We start from the raw sequence: 22,910 nt of genomic DNA, 5'->3' as shown, positions 1-22,910 counted from the left end.
TGCTCCGTGGTGTGACGGTCAGACGTCTGAGATGACCTGTCCGTTGGACAGGATGTGAACCTTGTAGCCGGCAAAAATCTTCTGCGCCTCGCCGGCGGCGTAGAGCGCCTGGTAGGCCTCGTGCGGGATCAGCGCATGGTTTTCGTAGCTCGACACGCCCTGGCGCGCGGCTTCCAGATCGTCGGTGTTGATGAAGAATTCCTGCGTCGTCTTCTCGCTGGAGAACAGGCCCTTGCGGCCCGGTTTCTCGCTCTTGGAATAGACCTCCTGGATGGTCCAGGTCAAAAGCCAGGCATTTTCGGGCTTGCGCACCTTGGCCAGAACCTCGGTCACCGTCGAATTGTTGTCGGTAATGCCAGCCGAATAGAAGGGGCCGAGCACGACGCGGCGCAACTGCTTGGGGTGCAGCGGTTCGAAATCCTTGTCGAGGTTGACCGCGATGGTCGCCGGCGACAGCGTGTAGGCTGAATTCTTCTCGGTGAAATCGTCGAAACGATGGGCAAGCTCGGGATTGAGCAGGCCATCGACCGGCAGCGGAATGTCGATCGTCTCGTTCAGCTTGCCGTTTCTGTCGACAAGCTGGCGGATCATCGCGTCGGAGGAATCCTCCACCGTCACCATGTAGACCAGAGGCAGGTTGGCGCTGCCGTCGAACGTCGCCCAATGGACGAGATAATAGGGCCGCCCCGTCTTCGGGTTGACCGAGACCTTGGCCGTTTGCGCCAGGGTGAAGGGACCGAAGGTGTTCTCGCTTTTCACATCCTCGAGATAAAGGCGCTCGGCCATCGACTTCTGCAGCGCCTCGGGGAATTCCTTGTGGCGCAGGATGAAGTCGGCCATTTCCTCGCGCAACTCGTCGGCGAGCGGAATGTTGGCAAGCCGCGCGTCGGCCTGGCGGCGGTCGTTTTCCAGTTCGAGCAGGTTTTGGAACACCGGAAATCCGCTTTCGGCGCGCGAAATGCGGAACGTGTCCATGAAACCCAGCCGGTTGCGCCAGCAGGCAAACGACTTGTCGAGCCGGGCGATGTATTCGGCGACGATCTTGGCGACGATGCCGTGCCGGTAGAGCGGCGAGCGATCGTCGCGCATGAACACTTCAAGGCCGCTGAGCGCGGCCGTGATGGCGGAGAAATACCGTGCCGCCGCTTCGTTTTCGGTGGTCATGCCTGTGCGCTCGCGGGCAGTCCTGTCACCCCTAAGACTGCACGTAGTTTGCCGAATTGTGCTTCTTCAGCACCTCGTCGAAGCGGCGGGCGAAGGCATCGTCGGCCAGCTTCTTGCGGCGCTGGATGTCGGCGGTGGCGACCATGTTTTTCTCGTGCATCTCGAGCAGGTCGCCGATGTGCTTTTGCGAAGCAGCACCGATGCCGGCCATGGTTTCCTCGGCGGTGTTGTCGACCTGGCTGCCCAGCGTGTTGATCTTGTGGGCGACGTCCTGCTGGGCGGCGGTCTTCAGCGAATCTTCCAGCGCCTTGTAGAGCACGATGCGCTGCTCGGTATCGATGGTCAGCTTGTTGATCAGTGTCGATTGCGCGGCGATCTGGTTGTTGAGCGAATCGACGAAGGTCTGGAACATCGATGTGTAACGCTCGAGCGTCTGGCTCTCGGCCAGCAGCTCCTGCTCCTTGGCTTGCTTTTCGTTGTATTCCGTCGCCAGCTTGGAGCGTTCGCCTTCGAGCTGCGTGCGGTCCTTCTGGCTGGTCGAAGCGGCGATCTTGTTTTCGATGTCGAGCAGCATCGGGTTGAGCTCCTCGATGCGCTTCTGCACGGCTTCGAGGTTGGTCATGGTGGTCTTGCGGCGCTCGATCACCTGCGACAGGCTGGTTTCCGAGGTCTTGTAGCGTTGGTCGAGGACCTCTTTCTGCGCCTTCAATATGCCGACGATGGTGTCGGATTTGACCAGCAGTTCCTGCAGATTGCCGGCCAGCGACATGTTGCGTACGCGGTCGGTGCGCATGCGCTGCTTGCTCTGGCTGGAGAAGACGCCGATAAACTTTTCCCAGCCGGTGTAGTTCTTCATGCTCTCGAACTCCGCGCCGAAGACGTTGGTGGCGTCCTCCAGCCCGATGATCAGGTCGGCAATGTTGCCTTCCATCACCTTCTGCTGCTTCAGCACATCCTCGATGCGGGCGTTCTCGAGGTCGAAATTGGCGTCGCCGATCTTCTTGTCTGATGTGGCGAGCGTATCAAGCATGGTGCCGGACTGCTCGATCTTGGAGCGCATGTCCTGCACGACCTGCTTGGTCTTGGCAATTTCGGCGTCGAAATTCTGCAATGTCGCCATTGGGGCCTCCCGCTTCGGCATGACGTCGCTGGTCGCGAACAGCGGCGAATATATGTGGGGCATCGGGGGATTGAAAGACGTGAAGACAAGGGCGACGTGAAAACAAAAGAATCCATCAGGGTCTTGAAAGCCAGTGAAGGCGGGGGCCTGGCGTGATTAGCTTGCCGGCCAGCCATAGTTCAGCTGTCATTGAACTTTCATGCGGCAAGGCGATGGCGCACGGATGCCTTTGTATTTGGCAAACCACTGAAGCAATCGCGGCCGCGACATGCGACGCGAAAGCCGGCTTTACAGAGGCGGACGAACAGCGGATCAGGGCTTGGGATCGGCCTTCAGATAGGCGATGACATTGGCGATGTCGTCGTCTTTGGTCAGACCGGCAAACGCCATCTTGTTGCCGGGCACTTTCAGCTTGGGGGCCTTGAGATACTCGGCGAGATTGGCTTCATCCCAGACCAGGCCGGCGGCGCCGGCACTCTTCATCGCCTCGGAATAGTGGCCAAGAAAACTCCCGGCGCTGCCGGCGGTGCGGCCAACGACGCCCAACAGATGCGGACCGACCTTGTCGCGGTCGGTGGCTGCTTCATGGCATGCCATGCACCGGTTGAAGACTTTCTTGCCAAGGGCAGGATCACCGCCGGCATGGGCGGCAAGCAAGGTGGCAAGGAGAAGAATGCTGGCGGACGAAGCGGCTCGAAACATGGCTGACCCCGGAGAGCTCTGGCTGTCGGCCTTATAGGGCCGAGGCCTTAAGAAACGCTGCATCATGGCGGGATTGCGGAAGACGGGCCATGACAATGGTATTGCAAATCAGGCTTGCTGGGCCAGGTCGCGGCGCAGGAAATCACTCAGCCGCTCGACCGCAGGCGTCGTCGACAGCGGGTTGCGCAGGATGCCGATTTCGAGGTCCGGTAGCACGGGAAGCCCTTCATTGCCGCCGATGATGCGCAGCGACGGCGGCACGCTGCGCTGGGCGAGGCCAGCCACAGCGAGCCCGGCCTGGACGACCGCGATCAGGCCAAGCAGAGAGGCGCTGGAGTAGGTGCAGCGGTAGGAGCGATCCACATCGCCAAGCGCCTGCAGGACATTCATCCTGGCGGCGCAGCCTGGTTCAAACAAGGCAACCGGAAGCGGGTCGGTCTGCCAGGCGACATGGTTGGGTGAGGCGACCCAGACGAAGCGTTCCAGCCGGATCACCTCAAGCGGCTGCTCCGGCAAGCGGGTGACGATGGCGAGATCCAGCCGCCCCTCCGCCAGCGTCTTCACCAGCGCGGTCGACTGTTCGCAGATCAACTCCACCGTCACCAGGGGGTGCTCCGCCGCGAAGCGCGACAGCACGGGCGGCAGGAGGAAGGCGGCATAGTCGTCCGGCACGCCCAGACGGACACTGCCGGTCTCCTTCGGCCGGGTGACGCTCGCCCATGCTTCGTCCGACAGCTTCAGCAACCGGCGCGCATAGATCAGAAAATCCTCGCCGATAGCATTGGGAGTGACGGTTCTGGGGCCACGCACCAGAAGCTGGTTGCCGACCATCTCCTCCAGCCGCTGCATCTGCATGCTGACGGCTGACTGGCTGCGGCCGACCCGAGGTGCTGCATTGGAAAGGCTGCCGCTCTCGACGACGGCGACGAAGGTTTTCAGCAGGTTGAGATCGAGTGGCGCGGGCATGGTGCTATCAGCATATCGAATAGCCTATCCCAAATCTATTCGCTTGTTTGAGACCGCAGCCAGTGACCACATGCGTCGCACCAACTGGACGACCTTCATGACAGACGCCTCGACAGCCCGCTTTCCGGCCGCGAGCCTTGCTCTGGCAATGGTGATCGCCGGCACGGTCGGCGCCTTCGCCACGGAATCGGGGTTGCATCCCGTCGCCGTCGTCTTTTGGCGATGTGTGTTCGGCGCGCTGTTCCTTTTCGCATGGTGCCTGTTGCGCGGCTATCTGCCGGATCGGACGCTGTCGCCGTCCCGGCTTGCCCTCGCGGCACTTGCCGGCGTCTGCATGGTGCTGAGCTGGACAGCCTTCTTCGCCGGCTTCGCCATGACGTCGATCGCCACGACGACAATTATCTACCATATCCAGCCGTTCTTCGTGGTCCTGATCGGTGTCGTCTTCCTCAAGGAGCGCATCTCCCCCGACCAACTGCTGTGGATGCTCGGGGCGTTTCTCGGCGTCGTGCTGGCCAGCGGCTTCGTCTTCGCGCGCGGCCATGCCGATGCCAACTGGGCGCCGGGCATTGCGCTGACGCTGGGCGGCGCAATGCTCTATGCCGTTACAACGATCCTCGCCAAAGGCCTTGGCCAGCAGCGCGCCGAAATTACGGTACTCTGCCAGACGGTGGTGGGGGTCGTCATGCTCGCCCCGTTCGCTGACGTCGGCCAACATATTGCGCCTGCGTCATGGCGCTGGCTGCTCGGCATCGGCGTGCTGCACACCGGCATTGCCTATGTGCTGATGAATTCGGCCTTTCCGCGCCTGACGACACCGGTGATCGGCGTCATCACCTTCATCTATCCGGTCGTCGCCATCATCGTCGACTGGGCGATCTATGGGCATCCGCTCGGGCTGGCGCAGGCTGCCGGTATGGCACTGATCGCGCTGGCAACGCTTGGCGTACGGCTTGGTTGGCGCTTTCCGAGATGGCGTGTCTCGACCGTATGAGCCCGGAGCAATTCCCGGGAAAGCACATAGCACTTCCCCTGGGAATTGCTCCAAAAACCAAGAGACAGAGTCAGCCCTTGATAAAGCCGATGAAGTCGTCTGGCGCGGCGCGGCCCATCTCTTCTTCCCAATGGCGGCGGCAGAGCGAGACATAGACATCCTTGCCGATCGCCACCTGTTCGCCCTGTCTCGCCACCTTGCCGTCCGAGCCGAGACGCACGACCATCGTCGCCTTGCGGCCGCAGCGGCAGATGGTGCGCACTTCACGCAACTCGTCGGCGATGGCCAGCAGCGCGCGCGAGCCGGAAAACAGCTTGCCCTGGAAATCGGTGCGCAGGCCGTAGCACATGACCGGGATATTCAGCCGGTCGGCGATGCGGGCGAGCTGCCAGACCTGCTCTTCCTCGAGGAACTGCGCCTCGTCGACAAAGACGCAATGCACCGACGTATGCGCGTGGTGATCGGCGACGCGGGCGAACAGATCGTCGCCATCGCGGAACATCTCGGCTTCCGTCTCCAGGCCGATGCGCGACGAGATCAGGCCTGTATCGCCCTTGCGGTAGTGGCCGGCGACGAACAGCATCGTGCCCATGCCGCGCTCGCGATAATTGTAAGAGGCCTGCAAAAGCATCGTCGTCTTGCCGGCGTTCATCGTCGCATAGTGGAAGTAAAGCTTGGCCATGCGCTCTTTTAAGCCGACTTGGCCTGACACGGGGAGGGGCGGCCGGCCGCATTCCCCTGAAAAAGCCGGCCCGTCTTCGAAAAAACCGTCCGGCACGGCAAAAGCGCCTGATGTGTCGCTCATTGGCCAGTCTGCGCCGTTGATCGTGATTGTCTTAATGCTTGAAACCACACCAGAATGGTGTTTGGCTGACGAAACAAGGCGGGCAGAGAAACCGTAGCTAGGCTTCGCCAAAGAATCACAATGGGAGACTGTCTATGTCGCGTATGAACTCTTTCGTCGCCGGCCTCGGCCTGGCGGCTTTTTTGTCCACCAGCGCTGCCTACGCCGGTGATCCGGCAAGCTGCAAGGCGGTGCGCCTTTCCGATGTCGGCTGGACCGACATCCAGGCGACGACCGGCGTCGCCTCCGTGCTGCTGACCGCGCTCGGCTATGAGCCGCAAACGATCCAGCTTTCGGTGCCGGTGACCATGGCGTCGCTGAAGAACAAGGATCTCGACGTGTTCCTCGGCAACTGGATGCCGTCGATGACCAACGACATCAAGGACTATACCGCCGACGGTTCGGTCGAGACGATCAGCACCAACCTGACCGGCGCCGGCTACGGCATCGTCGTGCCGACCTATGTCGCTGACGCCGGCGTGAAATCGCTGACCGATATCGGCAAGTTCAAGGACAAGTTCAACGGCAAGATCTATGGCATCGAGGCGGGCAATGACGGCAACCGCATCATCCTCGACATGATCAAGAACCCGAAGGACAATCTCGAAGGCTTCGAGCTGGTCGAATCCTCGGAAGCCGGCATGCTGACGCAGGCCGAGCAGTCGATGAAGAACAATGAATGGATCGCCTTCCTCGGCTGGACGCCGCATCCGGTGATGGGCGCCATGAAGATCACCTATCTCGACGGCATGGGAGACAGCGGCTTCGGCGCCGCCACCGTCTATACCAATGTGCGCAAGGGCTACACCACCGAATGCCCGAACGCCGGCAAGTTCATCGCCAATCTGAAGTTCAATTTGGACATGGAAGGCGAGATGATGGATGCGATCCTGAAGGGCGGCGACGCCAACACGGTTGCGACCGATTGGCTGAAGAAGCACCCGGATGCGGTTACCCCGTGGATCGCCGGCGTGACCACCTTCGACGGCGGCGACGCCGCCGCCGCCATCAAGACCGCGCTCGGAAGCTGAGCCGACTGAATTCGGCAAAGCCGAACCAGTAAGGGCAGCCATCTTAGAAAAGGCTGCCCTTTTTCATATCCTGTGACAAGATGACGGCAGTCGAGGCCGAGGGCAGGGCGGTCTCCTGCATGAGAGGGGCGATATGGATCCGATTTCGAAATTCATGGTCGATCACAAGATTCCGATCGGCGCCTGGGGAAAGGCCTTCTTCGGTTTCCTCACCGACAATTTCGACACTGTGTTCAGGGCTTTTTCGAATGGCCTCAATTTCCTGCTGGACGGGCTGGTCGGCATCCTTTTGATGGTGCCGCCGGTGCTGCTGGCGCTGATCATCGCTGTCATCGCCTGGCTGCTGCAACGCTCGCGGCCGCTTGCCATCGGCGTCTTTCTCGGGCTGATCTTCATCATCAACCAGAACCTTTGGAAGCAGACAGTGCAGACGCTGGTGCTGGTCGTCGCGGCCGCTGCCATGGCGATGGCCATCGGCGTGCCGCTCGGCATCTGGGCGGCGCACAAGCCGAAGGTCTACCGCATCATGCTGCCGGTGCTCGATCTTATGCAGACGCTGCCGACCTTCGTCTACCTGATCCCGGTGCTGACGCTGTTCGGCCTCGGCAACGCGCCCGGCCTCATCGTCACCATCATCTTCGTCATCCCGACCGCGGTCCGGCTCACCCATCTGGGCGTCGTCTCGGTGCCGAAGTCGATCGTCGAGGCCGGTGAGGCTTTCGGCGCCACCAAGAGCCAGTTGCTGTGGAAGGTGGAACTGCCGTCGGCGCTGCCCACGATCATGGCTGGGTTGACACAATCGATCATGCTGTCGCTGTCGATGGTGGTGTTTGCCGCACTGATCGGCGCCGGCGGTCTCGGCACCGAGATCAACCGCGCGCTCGGCTCGCGCCGCATCGACCTCGGGCTTGAGGCGGGCCTTGCCATCGTCGTGCTGGCCATCGTGCTCGACCGGATGACCCGCATCGCCGTTGGAGGCAAGAAATGACCGTCGCCGTCGATTTCAGGAACGTCGATATCGTCTTCGGCGCCGACCAGGCCGGATCGCTGAAGATGATCGACGCCGGCGCCAGCCGCGCCGATATCCTCGAAAAGACCGGCAATGTACTGGGCTGCGCCGGCGCCAGCCTGACCGTGAACGAGGGCGAGATCTCCGTGCTGATGGGCCTCTCCGGTTCGGGCAAGTCGACATTGCTGCGGGCGGTCAACCGGCTCAACGTGGTGTCGCGCGGCCAGGTTCTGGTGAAGGATGGCGACAAGACCGTCGACGTCGTCACCTGCGACGAGGCGACCTTGCGGCGCCTGCGTCAGAAACAGGTGGCGATGGTGTTCCAGCAGTTCGGCCTTTTGCCCTGGCGCACCGTGGAGGAGAATGTCGGTCTCGGCCTCGAACTCGCCGGCGTACCGGAAGCCGAGCGCAAGGAGCGCGTGCAACGCCAACTCAAGCTGGTCAATCTCGATCAGTGGTCGAAGAAATACGCGCATGAACTGTCGGGCGGCATGCAGCAGCGCGTCGGCCTGGCACGAGCCTTCGCCACCGAGGCGCCGATCCTGCTGATGGACGAGCCGTTCTCGGCGCTCGACCCGCTGATCCGCACCAAGCTGCAGGACGAATTGCTGCAGCTGCAGGCCGAATTGAAGAAGACCATCATCTTCGTCAGCCACGACCTCGAGGAGGCGCTGAAGATCGGCTCCCACATCACCATCATGGAGGGTGGGCGCATCGTGCAAACCGGTGCGCCGGAGGACATCGTGCTGCGGCCCGCCAACGACTATGTCCGCGACTTCATCGCCAATGTGAACCCGCTGTCGGTGCTGACCGCCTGGAACGTGATGCGCGACCGCCGCGATCTGGAGCATGGCGACAATGGCTGGGTGTGGCTCGACCGCCGCAAGACGACGCGCTTCAAGATCGACGAGCACGGGCTCGTGGCGGCAGCCGAACGCGACGGCAAGCCGGCGATCTGGATGTCCTGTGCCGACGTCGAGGGCCAGTCCGAGGAAGCGGCGCAAGTGTTCTGGGCTAACCCGGGCACCTCGCTGAAAACCGTCATGCTGGCCATGCACCGTTCGCAGACCGCTCCCGTAGCGCTGTTCGACGACCAGTCGCGCTTCGTCGGCGCCATCGGCATCCGTGATGTGCTGAGCGCGGTGCTGAGAAGGTAGTATCTTCGAAATCAATATCGACGAGGCGGCGACCAATCGCGCCTCTTTTTTAAGCCGCCAACGGCAGGCGCAGTTGCGTCAGCAGGCCGCCGCCGGGGTTGTTGGACAGGCGGATCTCGCCACCTGCGGCGCGCGCGATGTTGCGGGCAATGGTCAGGCCGAGGCCCAGACCACCGGTCTGGCGGTTGCGCGATTGCTCGAGGCGCACGAACGAGCCGAACACGGCGTCGATCTGTGCCTGCGGTATCCCAGGCCCTTCGTCGCGGATGGTGAGCAGGATCATGTCTTCCGACCGGCGCAGCGAAAGATGCGCCTTCTTGCCGTAGGTGACCGCGTTCTGCACCAGATTGGTGACGCAGCGCTTGAGCGCGACCGGCCGCGCCATGCAGATCAGCCCGCGCGAACGGGTCTCGTCGTCGAACGACACGTCGTCATAGCCGTCGGCGATCGATTCCACGAGCGACCAGAAATCGATGCGTTCGTTCTTTTCCTCGGTCACTTCGAAGGTGGCGAAGTCGATCACCGAGCTGGCGATGCTCTCGACATCGGCGAGGTCGTGCGCCAGCGCCTCGCGGACCGCCGATTTGCGCAACAGCTCCAGGCGCAGGCGCATCCTGGTCATCGGCGTGCGCAGATCATGCGCCAGTGCCGCCGCCAGGTGTTCGCGGTCCTCGACATATTCGCGCAACCTTGCCTGCATGGCATTGATCGCCTTGGCGGCGGCACGCACCTCGCGGCTGCCGCTCTCGGCGATCGGCGGGCTCTTCAGATCCTTGCCGATGCGGTTCACGGCGGTCTCCATCATCCGGTAGGGCGCCGTCAGACGGCGCAGCGACCAGATCGACATGATCACCACCAGGCCTGCGATCAGCGAATAGAGCGGCAGGCTGTCGAAGCTCAGGATCGGGCCGACGGGCGTGATCGGTTCGGTGAAGTTCAGCCATTGGCCGTCGGCGAAGCGCAGCGAGGCCGTCAGCTTGTCGCTCTGGGCGAAGTCGGCGGCCAATACCAGAAGGTCGCGCTCGACCTGGCCGATGTCGGGCCCCGGCGCCGTGCCGTCCGCGTCATCGGCCTCGCGCGTTGCCGGATCGCGGCGCACGCGTGCATCGGTGATGCCGAATTTCGACAGCCGGCCGACGAGGATGTCTTCGAGTTCGGCCAGTTCGTCGTCGCCGGCGATCGACGAAGTGACCGCCGGCGTGTCCGAAACGGTGAGCGCGTAAGTGGAGTTGAACAGGCCGGTCGCCGTCGCCTTGCGCTCGTCCGGACTGGCGTCATGCATGAGCTGCACCAGCGAGAAGGCACGGTCGTTGAGCCGGTAGAGGTCGACGACGTCGTTGGCGGCGGCGCGATCGCGCGACACGATGTAGAGGGTCGCGACCTGGCTGATCAGCAGGCCGGCAATGACGATCAGCAGCACCCAGACAGGCAAGGTCTGCGGCAGGAAACGTCTCATTCGGAGGTCGTCTCGGGCAGAAACTGGTAGCCGCCGCTGCGTACGGTCAGGATCAGCTTGGGCGTCTTCGGGTCGTCTTCCATCTTGCGCCGCAACCGGCTGACCAGGATGTCGATGCTGCGGTCGAAGGAATAGTCGCTGTCGCCGCCGGACAGTTCGATGAGCTGGTCGCGGGTCAGCACGCGCTGCGCGCTCTTGACGAAGGTCTGCAGCAGGTTGAATTCGGCCATGGTCAGCTCGACCCTGACATCGTCGGGTGCGATCAGCCGGCGCCGAGCACAGTCCATCGTCCAGCCGGCGAAGCGGTAGATCTGCTTGGTGGTGGCGCGCTTCGGCTCGGCGGCGCCATTGCGCCTGAGCACGGCGCGGATACGCGCCAAAAGCTCGCGCGGGTCGAAGGGTTTGGGCACATAGTCGTCGGCGCCCATTTCCAGGCCGACGACGCGGTCGGTCGTCTCGGTGACGGCGGTCAGCATAATGATCGGCGTCGAATACTGGGCACGCAGGTCGCGGCACAGCTCCAGCCCGCTCTTGCCGGGCAGCATCACGTCGAGGACGATGAGGTCCACCTGGACGCGCCGCAGGATGGTCTCCATCTCGATGCCGTCGGCGGCAACCGAAGTGTGCAGGCCCCGCTTCTGGAAGAATTCCTGCAGCAGGTCGCGGATACCCTTGTCGTCGTCGACGATCAGTATGTGTGCGTCGGATTTCACAGCAGCCCTGTCATTGTTGATTGCCAAGCCCTTCTGTCGCAACCCACACGATAGAATTCAGGCCATATGTTGGCCAGTGGCTACGATGGGTTCACACCGGCTTTCTCAGACACAATCCAGAAACAAAATTCTACAGTTCAGAAAAACTCCTGAAAAATTTCAAAGGCATAACTGATCTCGTGGCGGTCAGGTCATCGGCTGCGACGCTAGTCTCCGGGTTTTACGGATAAACCGATGCCAAGGTTGTCGATCAGTTTGTTGGGTGCGTTGCTGGGCTTCTGCCTGGTCACTGCCGCTGTCGGACAATCGGACGCAAAGGCGACGCCCACGACCCGGAGCGAACGGTGCGCCAATCTCAGCCACCAATTTGATGAAGCCCTCGAAACCCATGCCACGGCAACGCAGGTCACCGCGGCAAAGGCACTTCAGAGAAAGGGCAACCGGTACTGCGCCGCCAAGAAACAGGCGCAGGGCATCCGGATGCTCGCCAATGCTTTGAAGCTGCTTGGAGTGACGCCGAACGACCCGGTTCAGTAACACTCCGAAACTTGACCCGCATAAAAGGAAACGAAGCCATGAAAAAGTCCATCCTCTCCGCCACCGGTCTCGCCGTCGCTCTCGCCTTCGCGATGCCGGCTCTCGGCAACGCCGCCGCCACCACGACCGCTGCTCCGGCTGCTTCGACGACCACCGCTCCGGCGACTGCCGCTCCGGCCAAGGCTGCTCCGAAGAAGGTCGTCAAGAAGACCGTCAAGAAGCACAAGAAGGCTGCCGAGAAGGCCGTCAAGAAGGACGCCCCGAAGACGTAATAAGGTCCGGTACAAAATGCCGGCCTGTTGACCAAGGTCGCTCCAGCTGGTTTCGGCTGGAGCGGCCTTCTTCCCGTCCAAACCGCTGAAGCCATGACATTGGCGATGAAGCGGGCCGATGTTCAAGAGATCTTTGGCGAAGTCTGGCACCGGCAGCTTCCGCCTCGACTGACACTTAACCCGTTTGCAACGCCGGCCGTGTAGGACAATCCGCATGAAGAAGCGGCTTTCGTCCATTTTGCGCTCGATGGTGGTCGGCGGCCTGGTTGCCACCGGCGTCGCCAGGGTGCTGATCCTGTTCACCGCCAGCCCGGTGCCCGATCCGGCCAGCGGACGCACCGAGCCTTCGCTATTCGCGCCGGCGATTTCCACCAACTGGGACTACATTACGCCGGCACAGACCTGGCTGCTGGTCGTGCTGACCGGCGCGACGTTGATCTGCGTCGCCGCGTGGCCGATCGCGACCTGGCTGGAACGCCGGGCGGATGCCGGTGGAAACCGCCGCATGTTCGGCCGCTAGGGCCGTTGAACGGCAACCGACACTTTCCCACATGATTGTGAATGGCCGCGCCCCGCCGGACATCGGCTTTGCGCGCCAGTCAAAATGGACGGCCGCTGTCGCTGATGCCAGAATGGCGGTCACGTGCTCATGCAAAATTGTCGGTTCCAATGCCTGAAATCACCACAAAACCGCGTACCCAGGTCGAGCCGCAGGTCGAACGGCCGAAGCTCTACAAGGTCATCCTCATCAACGACGATTTCACGCCGCGCGAATTCGTGGTGACGGTGCTGAAGGGCGAGTTCAAACTCAGCGAAGACCAGGCGCATCGGGTGATGATCACCGCGCATCGTCGCGGCGTCTGCGTCGTCGCCGTGTTCACCAAGGATGTCGCCGAGACCAAGGCGACTCGCGCTACCGATGCCGGCAAGGCCAAGGGCTATCCGCTGATGTTCACGACGGAGCCGGAGGAGTAGCCCTACCGTCCCTCACGGTACCACATCGAACCCATTGCCAAAAGCAGCAGGCCGAGACCGAGGAAGCCCCCGAACAGCGGCACGCGCGAGACGGCCTTGAGCACGCTGTCGTCCGTTGTGCGCAGTCCGATCCAGTCGTTGCCGGACGCGGCACCAGCCGAGCGCACCGGCACGATGGAGGGCAGCATCACGTCGCTGCCAAGGGCTGTGGATGACGCCAGCCGGCGCACGCTGCCGCCGGTGGCTTCCGCCGGCGCCTTCAGCCGGTTTTCCGTGGAAATGACGTCGGCGAATTCCGGTGCGTTGACCGGCCCGACATGGGCAAGCGCGGTGAGGTCGCCATTGGCGACCTGGTAGAGGCCGATCTCGCTGGTCTCGACGCTGCCGAGGAAGATCCCGGGCTCAGATTTCTCGAGCTTGACGGTCAGTGTCTTGCCGGACGGGGTGATGATCTGCGCGGGGCCGGGATCGTCGGCCATCGTCTGGCGGCGGATTTCCAGCACCATGCCGCGGCCGTCGGCGGTCAGCCGCTCCTCCTCGAGCTCGGGCTCCTTCATCAGCCAGTGCGCGATGCGCCGGTAGAGCTGGACATGCGGGCCGCCGCCCTCGAAGCCGCGCGCCCATAGCCAACCCTGATCGGACAGCAGCATGCCGACGCGGCCTTCGCCCTTGCGGTCGAGCAACAGCAGCGGCCGGTTGTCGGCGCCCTTCATCACCACTTCGCCTTCCGGGTTCTGCACGCCTATGGTGCGGAACCAGCGGCTCCAATGCGGCGGCTCGGTGGCAGAGCCATCGAGACCACGTGTCACCGGGTGGCGCTGGCCGAGTTCGGTGAGGCGCGGATAGAAGGCCTTGTCGACAACTTCGCCGGTCGGCATTGCCGGCAGGGCCGCCATCAGCGGCGTGCGCGCGATCGAGCTTTCGCCGGCATATTCGGGGCCGGCCGCGATCAGCAGCGCGCCGCCCTTTTCGACATATTCGGAGATGTAGTCGTAATAGAGGATCGGCAGCACGTCGCGGTGCTGGTAGCGGTCGAAGATGATGAGATCGAAATCCTTGATCTTCTCGACGAACAGTTCGCGGGTCGGGAAGGCGATAAGCGACAATTCGTTGATCGGCGTGCCGTCCTGCTTTTCCGGCGGCCGCAGGATGGTGAAATGGACGAGATCGACCGAGGCGTCGGATTTCAGCAGGTTGCGCCAGGTACGCTCGCCGGCATGCGGCTCGCCGGAGACGAGCAGCACACGCAGGTTCTCGCGAATACCGTCGATCAGTGCGATGGCGCGGTTGTTGGTGTCGGTCAGCTCGCCCGGCTCACGGTCGATGGCGAGCTCGACGATGTTGCGGCCGGCGCCCGGAATGGTCACCTGCAGCGGCATGGCCTGGCCAACGGTGGCGTGCTCGACCGCAACCTGTTCGCCATTGACCGAGACGCGCACATCGACCGGGCCGGTTTCGTTTTCGGTCGAGATAACGCGGTAGGTCATGTCGAGCGGCTTGCCGACAAGGCCGAAGCGCGGCGCGTTCTCGAAGCGGATGCGGCGGTCCTTTTCGTGGTCGTTGCCGGTGATCAGGGCATGCAGGGGGGCGTTGAAATCGGGCGCGCCCGGGGGGGCGTCATGGACCTCGCCATCGGTGATCATGATGGCGCCGCCGATGCGTGACGGCGGTACGTCGCGGAAGGCGCCTTCAAGCGCGCCGAACAGCCGTGTCTCGGTACGTTCTTCGGCGGCCTCGGATTTGCCGGCCTCGACGACGCGCACGTCGAACTGCTTGAAGCGGCCAAGCCGCTGCTGCAGCCCGGCCAGCGCCTCGTCGGTCTGCTTGGTGCGGTCGCCGATGTCCTGGCTCTGGCTGCGGTCGACGACGAGGGCGACAACGCTTTTCAGCGGCTCGCGCTCCTCGTTGAGGAACACCGGGTTGAACAGGGCGGCGGCGATCGCCAGAAGGGCGATGAAGCGGAAGACCGAGCCGCGCTGGCGAAACCACAGGCCGACAAGCGCCAGCAGCGCCAGCGGTACCAGCGCCAAGGCCAGCAGGGGCCAGGAGATCAGCGGTTCGAAGGAGATCGACCAGTTCATTCCTTACCCTCCCATCTGGAAGGGTCGATCCGCGGAGGTGCAATAAAAGACATCATCTTACTGCCCCAGCCGTTCGAGCAGTATGGGCACGTGCACCTGGTCGGATTTGTAGTTGCCGGTCAGCATGTACATCATGATGTTGACGCCGGCGCGCAACGCGTAGACGCGCTGCATCGGGTCCGCCGGTACGGTCGGCAGCAGCGGATCGCCATTCTCGTCGACCGCCCAGGCGCCGGCAAAATCATTGGCGGTGATCATGATCGGCGAGACGCCGTCGCCGGTGCGCACCGGCCGGTTCTCGGCATTGCTGGCGTCGAGCGATGCCTCGACCCACAGTGGGCTGCCGGCGAAGCGGCCGGGGAATTCGGGCAGGATGAAGAAGGATTTGGTCAGCACGTGGTCGGAGGGCACCGGTTCCAGCGGCGGCACGTTGAGGTTGCCGAGGATGTCGCGCAGCCGCTCCGTGGCCGGACTGGTCGAATCGGCGCCGATGCCGTTGGCGAACTGGTCGCGGGTGTCGAACAGCACCGTGCCGCCCTGCTGCATATAGGCGTCGATGCGGGCGATGGCGGCCTGGCTCGGCATCGGGGCGGCCGGATCGATCGGCCAGTAGATCAAGGGATAGAACGACAGCTCGTCTTTCGAAATGTCGACACCGGCCGGCGCGCCCGGTTCCAGTGCAGTCTTTTCGACCAGGAAGCGGGTCAGGCCCTCGAGCCCGGCGCGGCTGATCGAATCGTCGCCCGGCACGCCGGTCAGCACATAGGCGATGCGGGTCTTCGAAATCGCCTCGATGGCAACCTCGTCGCCCGGCTTGGCGTCGTCGGCGCGGGCAAGGTCTGCGTGACCGAACAAGGCACCGAGCGCAATCAAGACCGCGGCGGTGGTTGCCACGGCACCGGCGCGGCGCGGCCGGCGTGAAAATAGGCCGCCCATCCAGAACACCGCCAGCGTATCAAGCAGCATCAGCACCAGGGCGGCCGCGACCAGCGCGCCCTTCAAATTGCGCGATTCGTCAAAGGCATACTGGATCGAGGTGACGGGAACAGTGATTTGCGGGCGCGCCAGCGGGGCCAGCGTGCTGTCGGCTTCAAGCAAATTATGGGCAAATACACCCGTCTCGGAACCATAGAGACCGGGCGGGTTTTCAAAAGTCACCGGCAGCGCGCCGGCGCCCGGTACAAGCGGTCGTGCATCCGGCGTCGGCGGCACCAGCGAGCCGTCGGCTGCAATCATGCGATAGGGCGCCAGCGACGCCGCGGCGGCTTCGGCATTGGCGATGGCCGCGCCCTGGTTGCGCGACAGCTGCACGATGCGGCGCAGCATCTCGACGAAGCTGCCTGAGATCGGCAGGTTCGACCAGGTTGCCTCAGGGGTGACGTGGAACAGCACCAGCGTGCCCTTGCCTTTCTTCAGTCCGGTGACCAGCGGCGTGCCGTCGGCAAGGGCCGCCCAGGTGCGCTCGACGATATCGGGCGTCGGCTCGGCGAGCACCTGCCTGCTGACGGTGACCTCGGTCGGCGGCGCCAGATCGGCGAACGGGCCGGCCTTGGGGAATTCGGTGACAGGCTGCGGCGACGTCCATGACAGCGCGCCGCCGAGCGAACGCTCGCCGGTGCGCAGGCGGACCGGCAGCAGATCGTCGTCATCGCCCGCAGTAGCCAGCCGCGAACCGGCGAAACGCACCAGCGTGCCGCCCTTGTCGACCCAATCGACAAGTCTCTGCCGGACCTGTCCGGGAATGGTGCCGATATCGGCCATGACGATCATCGCGGGCTTCTGGTCGAGGATCTGCGGGATGGCGTCGGCAAGATCGGCGCTGGAGGGTTCGACCAGATCGGCGAAGGGCTGCAGCGCTCGCCTGATGTAGTAGAGCGGCGACAAAAGCGGCTGCGCCTGGTCGGCCTCGGCCTGCGACAGCAGCCCGACGCGGCGGCGCTTGGAGCTTTCGTCGAGGACGCGCACCGCACCGGCCTGCCGCTCGCCGTCGAGCGCGATCGAAGCGAAGTCGTTGCGCAACTCGAACGGCACCGCCATGGTGCCGGTGGCGGTGGTTTCGCCAGGCGAAAAGGTCAGCGTCGCATCGGCAATGCGGCGGCCCTTGTCATCGAAGGCGCCGGCGGTGACCTGAGCCGGCGCAGGGTCGCCCGGCGCGCGGATGGCGGTCAGTGCAAAGCCGTCGACCTGGTTGTCGGCGGCGGTCAGGCCGGTCAGCGACAGCCTGTCGGCGGTTGCCCAGACGACACGCGAGGCATTTTTCGACAAAAGCGTGTTGAAGGCGGCTTCATCGCCCTTCGCCGCCAGGCCGTCGGCAAGTACGGCGACACTGGCCCCGGGCATGGTCTCCAGCACGCCGGCGACGCGGGCATAGACGGCGGGCCGGTCGGTCGGGATCGGCCGCGGCTTGGCGGCGCGCAGCCGGTCAAGGGCGGTGGCGGCATCGAACGGGCCGATCTCGGCATTGGCCTTTTCGGCGGTGAAGGCGATGACGACCGGTACGCCGTTGGAGCCGGCGTCGTTGATCAGCCGCTCGGCGGTGGCGACGCGTTTGCCCCAGTCGGCGGCACTTGCCCAGTCATTGTCGATGACGAGCGCAAGCGCGGCTCCCTCGGCCGGCAGCTTTTCACGCGGATTGAAGACCGGGTCGGCCAATGCGGCGACGATGAGCGCCGCCATCAAGAGCCTGAGCAGCGTCAGCCACCACGGGCTCTGCTGCGGCGTCTCCTCGCGCTTCAGCACGCGGGCCAGGATCTTCAGCGGCGGGAAGATTTCGGTCTGCGGCCTGGGCGGCGTCAGCCTGAGCAGCCACCAGATCACCGGCAGTGCCAGGAGGCCCCACAGCACCATGGGGGCGCCAAAGGAAAGCGGCAGCCAACTCATGCGACAGCCCTTCCGGCACGACCGCCAAAGGCGGTCTGCCCTGGTCGATCGCCACCAGCGATCGTGCCTGCACGACCGCCAGCGGTCGGCCTGACCGAGGGGCCATCAGCGGTCATCGCCATGTGCAGCCGCACCAGCGCGTCGGAGGCGAGCCGGTCGGTGTGGTTGACGGTAAAGCTCCAGCCAAGCCGTTTGCACCAGGCCGCCAGTTCGTGGCGCCGGGCGGTGTAGAGCAGGCGATACTCATCCCCCAGCATTTCGGCGCGGCCGGCGGTCAGCTTGTCGCCGGTCTCGGGATCGGTGAATTCGGTTCGGCCGGCATAGGGGAAGGTCTCCTCGGCCGGGTCGGCGACCTCGATCAGGTGGGCACGCACGCCGTGGCGGGCCAGCACGTCGAGCCAGGCCATCGTCTCCTCGACGCGATCGAGAAAGTCGCTGACGATGACGATGTCGCAGAAGCGCCTGATGTCGGACAGGTCGGGTTTTGCCGGCAGCTCGCCGGCATGCATCAACTGGGCGGCAATGCGTTCGGCGCCGTTGCGGGCGGTGAACGGGTCGGTGAGGCCCGGCCAGGCGATGCGCTCACCGCTGCGCGACAACAGCTCGGCCATGGCCAGCGCCAGCACCAAAGCGCGCGATTGCTTGGAAACGCTGGCGCCGGTCGATTTGTAGAGCATCGACGGCGAGGGGTCGGCCCACAGCCAGACGGTATGGGCGGCTTCCCATTCGCGGTCGCGCACATAGATGTGGTCGTCGCGGGCCGAGCGGCGCCAGTCGATGCGCGAGGAATCGCCCTCGACATAGGGCCTGAACTGCCAGAAATTCTCGCCGATGCCGCGCTTGCGGCGGCCATGCCAGCCGGCGATCACGGTGTTGACGATGCGCCGCGCCTCGACCAGCAGGTCTGGCACAAGCGAGGCCCGCAACCGGCCACGAGCGAGCGCGTCACGCGTCGCTGCCGGAGCCTGGACCTCGCCGATGCGCGGCATCAAATCCCTTTCACGAGTTTCGCCACCACGTCACGCACGCTGGTGCCTTCGGCGCGGGCGGCGAAGGTCAGCGCCATGCGATGCTGCAGCACCGGCTCGGCCAGCGCACGCACGTCGTCGACCGAGGGCGCCAGCCGTCCGTCGTAAAGCGCGCGCGCCCTTGTGCACAGCATCAGCGCCTGGCTGGCGCGCGGGCCGGGACCCCAGGCGACGTTCTTGTCGGTCTCGGCGTTGCCTTGGCCCGGACGCGCCGAGCGCACCAGCGTCAGGATCGCCTCGACGACGCTTTCAGGCACCGGCATGCGGCGGATCAGCGTCTGGATCTCCTTCAGCCGCACCGGCTGCAGCACGTTTTGCGCTTTCGCGTCCTCGATTCCGGTGGTTTCCAGAAGGATGCGGCGCTCTGCCTCGATCTCGGGATACAGGATATCGACCTGCATCAGGAAGCGGTCAAGCTGAGCCTCGGGCAACGGATAGGTGCCTTCCTGCTCCAGCGGGTTTTGGGTTGCCAGCACGTGGAAGGGCGCCGGCAGGTCATGGCGGGCGCCGGCAATGGTGACGTGGTATTCCTGCATGGCCTGCAGCAGCGCCGACTGGGTACGCGGCGACGCGCGGTTGATCTCGTCGGCCATCAGCAGCTGGGCGAAGATCGGCCCGGAGATGAAGCGGAAGGAGCGTTTGCCGGTCTCGTCCTGCTCCATCACTTCGGAGCCGAGGATATCGGACGGCATCAGGTCCGGCGTGAACTGGATGCGACGCGAATCGAGGCCGAGCGCGATGCCAAGTGTTTCGACCAGCTTGGTCTTGGCGAGGCCCGGCACGCCGACCAAAAGCGCATGGCCACCGGCCAGCAGCGCCACCAGCGTACGCTCGACGACGCTTTCCTGTCCGAAGATGACCCGGCCGACCCCGTCGCGGATCCGGGAGATGTCGGCAAGCGCCTTTTCGGCCTCGGCGATCATGTCCTTTTCGCTGATCGGGCTTTCCTTGACCATCACGCTCATGCCGCATCGATCCTTGTGGTTGGAATACCATGGCTGGAACAACGGCTGCACCATACCATAGGTTGCCGCGATTCGGCCTCGCGTGGCGCCTATGTCGAAACTTAAATCACAGACTCAGGCTGACAAGCGGAACAACAGTGACTATTTCGTGACCATGACGGGACCCTTGGGACATCGTGAAGAAAGCCTGACTGATGCCACCGAGGCGCGCGGTCTCGAGGCGCTGATCTCGCGCGCGGCCCGCGCCGGCAAGGGCGCAGCACCCGTTGAGCGCTGGAATCCGGACTTCTGCGGCGATCTCGACATGGAGATCCAGGCCGACGGCACCTGGTTCTATCTGGGCACGCCGATCGGCCGCATGCCGCTGGTGCAGCTTTTCTCCTCGGTGCTGCGCAAGGACGCCGATGGCAGGACCTATCTGGTGACACCAGTGGAAAAGGTCGGCATCCGCGTCGCCGATGCGCCGTTCATCGCCGTCGAAATGGACGTTTCGGGTAACGGCGAAGCGCAGATCATCACCTTCCGCACCAATGTCGGCGATGTCGTAGAGGCCGGGCCGGAACGGCCGTTGCGGTTTGTCGATGAGAACGAGACCGGCGGATTGAAACCCTATGTGCTGGTGCGTGGCCGTCTGGAGGCGCTGGTGGCGCGGCCGGTGATGTATGAACTGGTCGGGCATGGCGAGGAGGTCGAGATCGGCGGCGAGACGATGTTCGCGGTGCGCTCCAAGGGCGCGGTGTTCCCGATCATGCCGGCGGACCAGTTGAAGCGGCTGAGTGCGTGATGGACCAGGTGACGCCGGGGCCGTTTTCATCCGCGGATTTTCGCGCGCGCTTTGCCGTGCAGCCCGATGCGCATGCAGGCGACGACGACTATGGCGACCATCGCTTCAACCCCGGCCATCCGCGCCTCGACCAGGGCAAGGCGCTGCGCGATGCCGCGGTGCTGATCCCGGTGGTCGATCATGAGGGTGATGCGACGGTTCTCCTGACCAAACGGGCCGAAAAGCTGCGCAGCCATTCGGGGCAGGTGGCATTTCCGGGCGGCACCATCGATCCGACGGATCCGAGCCCCGAGGCGGCGGCGCTGCGCGAGACCTTCGAGGAGATCGGGCTTGGCCAAGACCGCATCGAGATCATCGGCCGCATGCCCGACTATGTGGCCGGCAGCGGCTACCGTATCGCTCCGGTGCTGGGCATCGTGCGGCCCGGTTTCCAGCTGACGCTCAACTCCGACGAGGTCGATGCCGCTTTCGAAGTGCCGCTGCGCTTCCTGATGGACCCGGCCAACCACAAGCGCGACAGCCGTATGTGGAACGATCTCGAATGGTTCTTCTACGACATGCCTTACGGCGACCGGCGCATCTGGGGCGTCACCGCCGGCATCATTCGTACCCTCTATGAAAGGCTCTATGCGTGAGTGTCTCGATCGCGGGCAGGGCTGATTGGCTCACCGACAAGCATCTGCAGCGCCTGCTGTTCGCACTGGCCGAAGGCGGTGAAGAGGCGCGAGTCGCCGGCGGCGCGGTGCGCAACACTCTGATGGGCCAGCCGGTCGCCGACATAGACATCGCCACCACCTGCCTGCCGGAGGAAACCCTCCGCCGCGCCGAAGCGGAAGGCTTCAAGGCGGTGCCAACCGGCATCGAACATGGGACAATCACCGTGGTTGCCGACGGAAAACCTTATGAAATCACCACGTTGCGCGCTGATATCGAGACGGACGGGCGGCGCGCGAAAGTATTGTTCGGGCGCGACTGGAAGCTCGATGCCGAGCGGCGCGACTTCACCATCAACGCGCTCTATGCCGGGGCCGATGGCAAGGTGGTCGACCTGGTCGGCGGCATTGCCGACATCGAGGCGCGCCGGCTGCGATTCATCGGCGACCCGGAAGCGCGTATTCGCGAAGACTACCTGCGCATCCTGCGCTTCTTCCGCTTCTTCGCCTGGTACGGCGACGGACGGCCGGACGCCGAAGGGCTGAAAGCCTGCGCCCGGCTTAAGGAAGGGCTGGCCCAGCTTTCGTCCGAGCGTACCTGGTCGGAACTGAAGAAACTTTTGTCGGCGCCCGATCCGTCACGGGCACTGCTCTGGATGCGGCAGGCAGGTGTCTTGACCGCAGCGCTGCCGGAAAGCGAGAAATGGGGCATCGATGCCATCCATGGGTTGGCCAAGGCCGGGAAGGATCTGGTCTGGGCACCCGACCCGCTGCTCAGACTGGAAGCGATCGTGCCGCCCGATGCCGCTCGCATGATGACGCTGGCCGAGCGGCTCAAACTCTCGACCGCTGAAGCGGATCGCCTGCGCCACTGGGCGCTTGCCACCGCCGTCGAGCCGAAGACGACCGAGGGCGAACTGGCGAAAAGGCTCTATCGCGGTGACCGGCAAGGGTTTGTCGACCGGTTGCGGCTGTCGCTTGCGGCAGCAAGGGTGCGCGCCGTCGAGGACAATGAGGCGCTGCTCGAAGCCGGTGGCTTTTCGCGCCTGCTTGCCTTCGCCACCAAATGGGAAAAGCCGTTGTTTCCGCTGAAAGGTGCCGATCTGACGGCGCTCGGCGCAACTCCAGGCCCGAAACTCGGCGAAATCCTCAGGAATCTCGAAGCGGAATGGGTCGAAGCCGGGTTTACCCCTGATCGCGACGCGCTCCTCAAGCGCGCCGCCGAAGCCTTGAAGGCCGGGTAGATCAGGCCGCGTCGCGGGTCTTTTCGATTCGCGAGCGGATCGCCTCGATCATCGTCTCGCGGATGACCGTCTCGCCATGCGTCTCGCGCATGTGCTCGACGGCACGGCGCATGACCTCGGCCTCCTCGTCGGCACGCGTGTGCCAGTCACAGCCGGGCACGAGCGACCCGCAGTGAAATTCCTTCATGAGATTTCTCCTTTCCTCCGTGGAGCCCGAGGCTCCGGCACTTTTTTGGCTGACGGTCCAAATCCAGATCGGATCCTGGGGCCGCGAGCGGGAGAAGCATAACACAGATGGGGTGGCATTGGTTGCAGTCAACGGCGAAAAGGCGGAG

The 22,910-nt window shown here is 64.0% G+C and carries 23 protein-coding genes; 11 read left to right on the top strand and 12 right to left on the bottom strand.

From position 1 onward, the window contains the following. Nucleotides 1–18 precede the first annotated feature (18 nt). From EOA16_RS09950 to EOA16_RS09935, 4 genes are all read right to left on the bottom strand, one after another. The gene (locus tag EOA16_RS09950) at nucleotides 19–1,164 is read right to left on the bottom strand and encodes a hypothetical protein (protein WP_127257525.1); all 1,146 of its coding nucleotides are present in this window, start codon (nucleotides 1,162–1,164) and stop codon (nucleotides 19–21) included. 31 nt (nucleotides 1,165–1,195) lie between these two features. Then, nucleotides 1,196–2,284, bottom strand: coding sequence for a hypothetical protein (locus EOA16_RS09945; RefSeq protein WP_127257523.1), 1,089 nt, complete (start codon nucleotides 2,282–2,284; stop codon nucleotides 1,196–1,198). Nucleotides 2,285–2,596: 312 nt separating this feature from the next. Continuing rightward, on the bottom strand, nucleotides 2,597–2,986 hold the full coding sequence (locus tag EOA16_RS09940; protein WP_127257522.1) for a cytochrome c family protein: 390 nt from the start codon (nucleotides 2,984–2,986) through the stop codon (nucleotides 2,597–2,599). A 108-nt stretch (nucleotides 2,987–3,094) separates the two neighbouring features. Continuing rightward, the gene (locus tag EOA16_RS09935) at nucleotides 3,095–3,952 is read right to left on the bottom strand and encodes a LysR substrate-binding domain-containing protein (protein WP_127257520.1); all 858 of its coding nucleotides are present in this window, start codon (nucleotides 3,950–3,952) and stop codon (nucleotides 3,095–3,097) included. Between the two features lie 97 nt (nucleotides 3,953–4,049). Here EOA16_RS09935 and EOA16_RS09930 point away from each other — a divergent pair, with 97 nt between their 5' ends. Then, on the top strand, nucleotides 4,050–4,946 hold the full coding sequence (locus EOA16_RS09930; RefSeq protein WP_127257518.1) for a DMT family transporter: 897 nt from the start codon (nucleotides 4,050–4,052) through the stop codon (nucleotides 4,944–4,946). A 70-nt stretch (nucleotides 4,947–5,016) separates the two neighbouring features. Here the strand turns inward: EOA16_RS09930 and EOA16_RS09925 are convergent, their stop codons facing one another. After that, a complete protein-coding gene (locus EOA16_RS09925) occupies nucleotides 5,017–5,628 on the bottom strand; it encodes a thymidine kinase (protein WP_127257516.1) in 612 nt (203 codons plus the stop codon). A gap of 257 nt (nucleotides 5,629–5,885) precedes the next feature. Between EOA16_RS09925 and EOA16_RS09920 the strand changes: the two genes are divergently transcribed. From EOA16_RS09920 to choV, 3 genes are all read left to right on the top strand, one after another. Further along, entirely contained in the window at nucleotides 5,886–6,821 is a 936-nt protein-coding gene (locus tag EOA16_RS09920) for a choline ABC transporter substrate-binding protein (RefSeq protein ID WP_127257514.1), read from the top strand. 133 nt (nucleotides 6,822–6,954) lie between these two features. After that, nucleotides 6,955–7,809, top strand: a complete 855-nt coding sequence (gene choW, locus EOA16_RS09915) for a choline ABC transporter permease subunit (protein WP_127257512.1) — start codon at nucleotides 6,955–6,957, stop codon at nucleotides 7,807–7,809. Further along, a complete protein-coding gene (gene choV / locus EOA16_RS09910; protein ID WP_127257510.1) occupies nucleotides 7,806–8,987 on the top strand; it encodes a choline ABC transporter ATP-binding protein in 1,182 nt (393 codons plus the stop codon). Before choW ends, choV begins: the two co-directional genes overlap by 4 nt. Nucleotides 8,988–9,036: 49 nt before the next feature. Here choV and EOA16_RS09905 read toward each other — a convergent pair whose 3' ends face one another. Together EOA16_RS09905 and EOA16_RS09900 are read right to left on the bottom strand one after the other, a co-directional pair. Next, nucleotides 9,037–10,443 carry an ATP-binding protein gene (locus tag EOA16_RS09905; protein ID WP_127257508.1) on the bottom strand — a complete coding sequence of 469 codons (1,407 nt, stop codon included), beginning with the start codon at nucleotides 10,441–10,443 and terminating at the stop codon, nucleotides 9,037–9,039. Further along, on the bottom strand, nucleotides 10,440–11,156 hold the full coding sequence (locus tag EOA16_RS09900) for a response regulator transcription factor (protein ID WP_013529960.1): 717 nt from the start codon (nucleotides 11,154–11,156) through the stop codon (nucleotides 10,440–10,442). Before EOA16_RS09900 ends, EOA16_RS09905 begins: the two co-directional genes overlap by 4 nt. A gap of 234 nt (nucleotides 11,157–11,390) precedes the next feature. Here EOA16_RS09900 and EOA16_RS09895 point away from each other — a divergent pair, with 234 nt between their 5' ends. From EOA16_RS09895 to clpS, 4 genes are all read left to right on the top strand, one after another. Continuing rightward, nucleotides 11,391–11,693, top strand: a complete 303-nt coding sequence (locus EOA16_RS09895) for a hypothetical protein (protein WP_127257506.1) — start codon at nucleotides 11,391–11,393, stop codon at nucleotides 11,691–11,693. 38 nt (nucleotides 11,694–11,731) lie between these two features. Beyond that, nucleotides 11,732–11,965, top strand: a complete 234-nt coding sequence (locus tag EOA16_RS09890; RefSeq protein WP_013529962.1) for a hypothetical protein — start codon at nucleotides 11,732–11,734, stop codon at nucleotides 11,963–11,965. A gap of 214 nt (nucleotides 11,966–12,179) precedes the next feature. Next, a complete protein-coding gene (locus tag EOA16_RS09885; RefSeq protein ID WP_127257504.1) occupies nucleotides 12,180–12,485 on the top strand; it encodes a hypothetical protein in 306 nt (101 codons plus the stop codon). A gap of 149 nt (nucleotides 12,486–12,634) precedes the next feature. After that, entirely contained in the window at nucleotides 12,635–12,940 is a 306-nt protein-coding gene (gene clpS, locus EOA16_RS09880) for an ATP-dependent Clp protease adapter ClpS (RefSeq protein WP_127257502.1), read from the top strand. Between the two features lie 2 nt (nucleotides 12,941–12,942). Here clpS and EOA16_RS09875 read toward each other — a convergent pair whose 3' ends face one another. From EOA16_RS09875 to EOA16_RS09860, 4 genes are read right to left on the bottom strand one after another with little or no spacing between them, the layout of a single operon-like run. Then, a complete protein-coding gene (locus EOA16_RS09875; protein ID WP_127257500.1) occupies nucleotides 12,943–15,021 on the bottom strand; it encodes a hypothetical protein in 2,079 nt (692 codons plus the stop codon). A 57-nt stretch (nucleotides 15,022–15,078) separates the two neighbouring features. Then, nucleotides 15,079–17,901, bottom strand: a complete 2,823-nt coding sequence (locus EOA16_RS09870; RefSeq protein ID WP_127257498.1) for a DUF4159 domain-containing protein — start codon at nucleotides 17,899–17,901, stop codon at nucleotides 15,079–15,081. Further along, a complete protein-coding gene (locus EOA16_RS09865; RefSeq protein WP_127257496.1) occupies nucleotides 17,898–18,890 on the bottom strand; it encodes a DUF58 domain-containing protein in 993 nt (330 codons plus the stop codon). The genes EOA16_RS09870 and EOA16_RS09865 overlap by 4 nt, the downstream gene beginning before the upstream one ends. After that, nucleotides 18,890–19,894, bottom strand: coding sequence for a MoxR family ATPase (locus EOA16_RS09860; RefSeq protein ID WP_127257494.1), 1,005 nt, complete (start codon nucleotides 19,892–19,894; stop codon nucleotides 18,890–18,892). Before EOA16_RS09860 ends, EOA16_RS09865 begins: the two co-directional genes overlap by 1 nt. A 154-nt stretch (nucleotides 19,895–20,048) precedes the next feature. Here EOA16_RS09860 and EOA16_RS09855 point away from each other — a divergent pair, with 154 nt between their 5' ends. From EOA16_RS09855 to EOA16_RS09845, 3 genes are read left to right on the top strand one after another with little or no spacing between them, the layout of a single operon-like run. Beyond that, nucleotides 20,049–20,678: a DUF1285 domain-containing protein gene (locus EOA16_RS09855; protein ID WP_127257493.1), complete on the top strand. Its 630-nt coding sequence runs from the start codon at nucleotides 20,049–20,051 to the stop codon at nucleotides 20,676–20,678. Further along, nucleotides 20,678–21,313 carry a CoA pyrophosphatase gene (locus EOA16_RS09850; protein WP_127257491.1) on the top strand — a complete coding sequence of 212 codons (636 nt, stop codon included), beginning with the start codon at nucleotides 20,678–20,680 and terminating at the stop codon, nucleotides 21,311–21,313. The genes EOA16_RS09855 and EOA16_RS09850 overlap by 1 nt, the downstream gene beginning before the upstream one ends. Then, entirely contained in the window at nucleotides 21,310–22,575 is a 1,266-nt protein-coding gene (locus EOA16_RS09845) for a CCA tRNA nucleotidyltransferase (protein WP_127257489.1), read from the top strand. Before EOA16_RS09850 ends, EOA16_RS09845 begins: the two co-directional genes overlap by 4 nt. 1 nt (nucleotide 22,576) lies before the next feature. Here the strand turns inward: EOA16_RS09845 and EOA16_RS09840 are convergent, their stop codons facing one another. Further along, complete coding sequence (locus EOA16_RS09840; protein WP_013529972.1) at nucleotides 22,577–22,762, bottom strand: DUF1059 domain-containing protein; 186 nt, start codon at nucleotides 22,760–22,762, stop codon at nucleotides 22,577–22,579. Between the last annotated feature and the right edge of the window lie 148 nt (nucleotides 22,763–22,910).

It is taken from the genome of Mesorhizobium sp. M7A.F.Ca.US.008.03.1.1 (genome assembly GCF_003997495.1).
Lineage (GTDB): Bacteria > Pseudomonadota > Alphaproteobacteria > Rhizobiales > Rhizobiaceae > Mesorhizobium.
Note: the sequence above shows the minus strand (reverse complement) of the source record. Positions and strands in the feature narration are given on the sequence as shown.

What these genes read in the sequence shown, in the direction of transcription:
- EOA16_RS09950 (WP_127257525.1), bottom strand. Translation starts at nt 1,164, where the DNA reads ATGACCACCGAAAACGAAGCGGCGGCACGGTATTTCTCCGCCATCACG.
- EOA16_RS09945 (WP_127257523.1), bottom strand. Translation starts at nt 2,284, where the DNA reads ATGGCGACATTGCAGAATTTCGACGCCGAAATTGCCAAGACCAAGCAG.
- EOA16_RS09940 (WP_127257522.1), bottom strand. Translation starts at nt 2,986, where the DNA reads ATGTTTCGAGCCGCTTCGTCCGCCAGCATTCTTCTCCTTGCCACCTTG.
- EOA16_RS09935 (WP_127257520.1), bottom strand. Translation starts at nt 3,952, where the DNA reads ATGCCCGCGCCACTCGATCTCAACCTGCTGAAAACCTTCGTCGCCGTC.
- EOA16_RS09930 (WP_127257518.1), top strand. Translation starts at nt 4,050, where the DNA reads ATGACAGACGCCTCGACAGCCCGCTTTCCGGCCGCGAGCCTTGCTCTG.
- EOA16_RS09925 (WP_127257516.1), bottom strand. Translation starts at nt 5,628, where the DNA reads ATGGCCAAGCTTTACTTCCACTATGCGACGATGAACGCCGGCAAGACG.
- EOA16_RS09920 (WP_127257514.1), top strand. Translation starts at nt 5,886, where the DNA reads ATGTCGCGTATGAACTCTTTCGTCGCCGGCCTCGGCCTGGCGGCTTTT.
- choW (WP_127257512.1), top strand. Translation starts at nt 6,955, where the DNA reads ATGGATCCGATTTCGAAATTCATGGTCGATCACAAGATTCCGATCGGC.
- choV (WP_127257510.1), top strand. Translation starts at nt 7,806, where the DNA reads ATGACCGTCGCCGTCGATTTCAGGAACGTCGATATCGTCTTCGGCGCC.
- EOA16_RS09905 (WP_127257508.1), bottom strand. Translation starts at nt 10,443, where the DNA reads ATGAGACGTTTCCTGCCGCAGACCTTGCCTGTCTGGGTGCTGCTGATC.
- EOA16_RS09895 (WP_127257506.1), top strand. Translation starts at nt 11,391, where the DNA reads ATGCCAAGGTTGTCGATCAGTTTGTTGGGTGCGTTGCTGGGCTTCTGC.
- EOA16_RS09890 (WP_013529962.1), top strand. Translation starts at nt 11,732, where the DNA reads ATGAAAAAGTCCATCCTCTCCGCCACCGGTCTCGCCGTCGCTCTCGCC.
- EOA16_RS09885 (WP_127257504.1), top strand. Translation starts at nt 12,180, where the DNA reads ATGAAGAAGCGGCTTTCGTCCATTTTGCGCTCGATGGTGGTCGGCGGC.
- clpS (WP_127257502.1), top strand. Translation starts at nt 12,635, where the DNA reads ATGCCTGAAATCACCACAAAACCGCGTACCCAGGTCGAGCCGCAGGTC.
- EOA16_RS09875 (WP_127257500.1), bottom strand. Translation starts at nt 15,021, where the DNA reads ATGAACTGGTCGATCTCCTTCGAACCGCTGATCTCCTGGCCCCTGCTG.
- EOA16_RS09870 (WP_127257498.1), bottom strand. Translation starts at nt 17,901, where the DNA reads ATGAGTTGGCTGCCGCTTTCCTTTGGCGCCCCCATGGTGCTGTGGGGC.
- EOA16_RS09865 (WP_127257496.1), bottom strand. Translation starts at nt 18,890, where the DNA reads ATGCCGCGCATCGGCGAGGTCCAGGCTCCGGCAGCGACGCGTGACGCG.
- EOA16_RS09860 (WP_127257494.1), bottom strand. Translation starts at nt 19,894, where the DNA reads ATGAGCGTGATGGTCAAGGAAAGCCCGATCAGCGAAAAGGACATGATC.
- EOA16_RS09855 (WP_127257493.1), top strand. Translation starts at nt 20,049, where the DNA reads ATGACGGGACCCTTGGGACATCGTGAAGAAAGCCTGACTGATGCCACC.
- EOA16_RS09850 (WP_127257491.1), top strand. Translation starts at nt 20,678, where the DNA reads ATGGACCAGGTGACGCCGGGGCCGTTTTCATCCGCGGATTTTCGCGCG.
- EOA16_RS09840 (WP_013529972.1), bottom strand. Translation starts at nt 22,762, where the DNA reads ATGAAGGAATTTCACTGCGGGTCGCTCGTGCCCGGCTGTGACTGGCAC.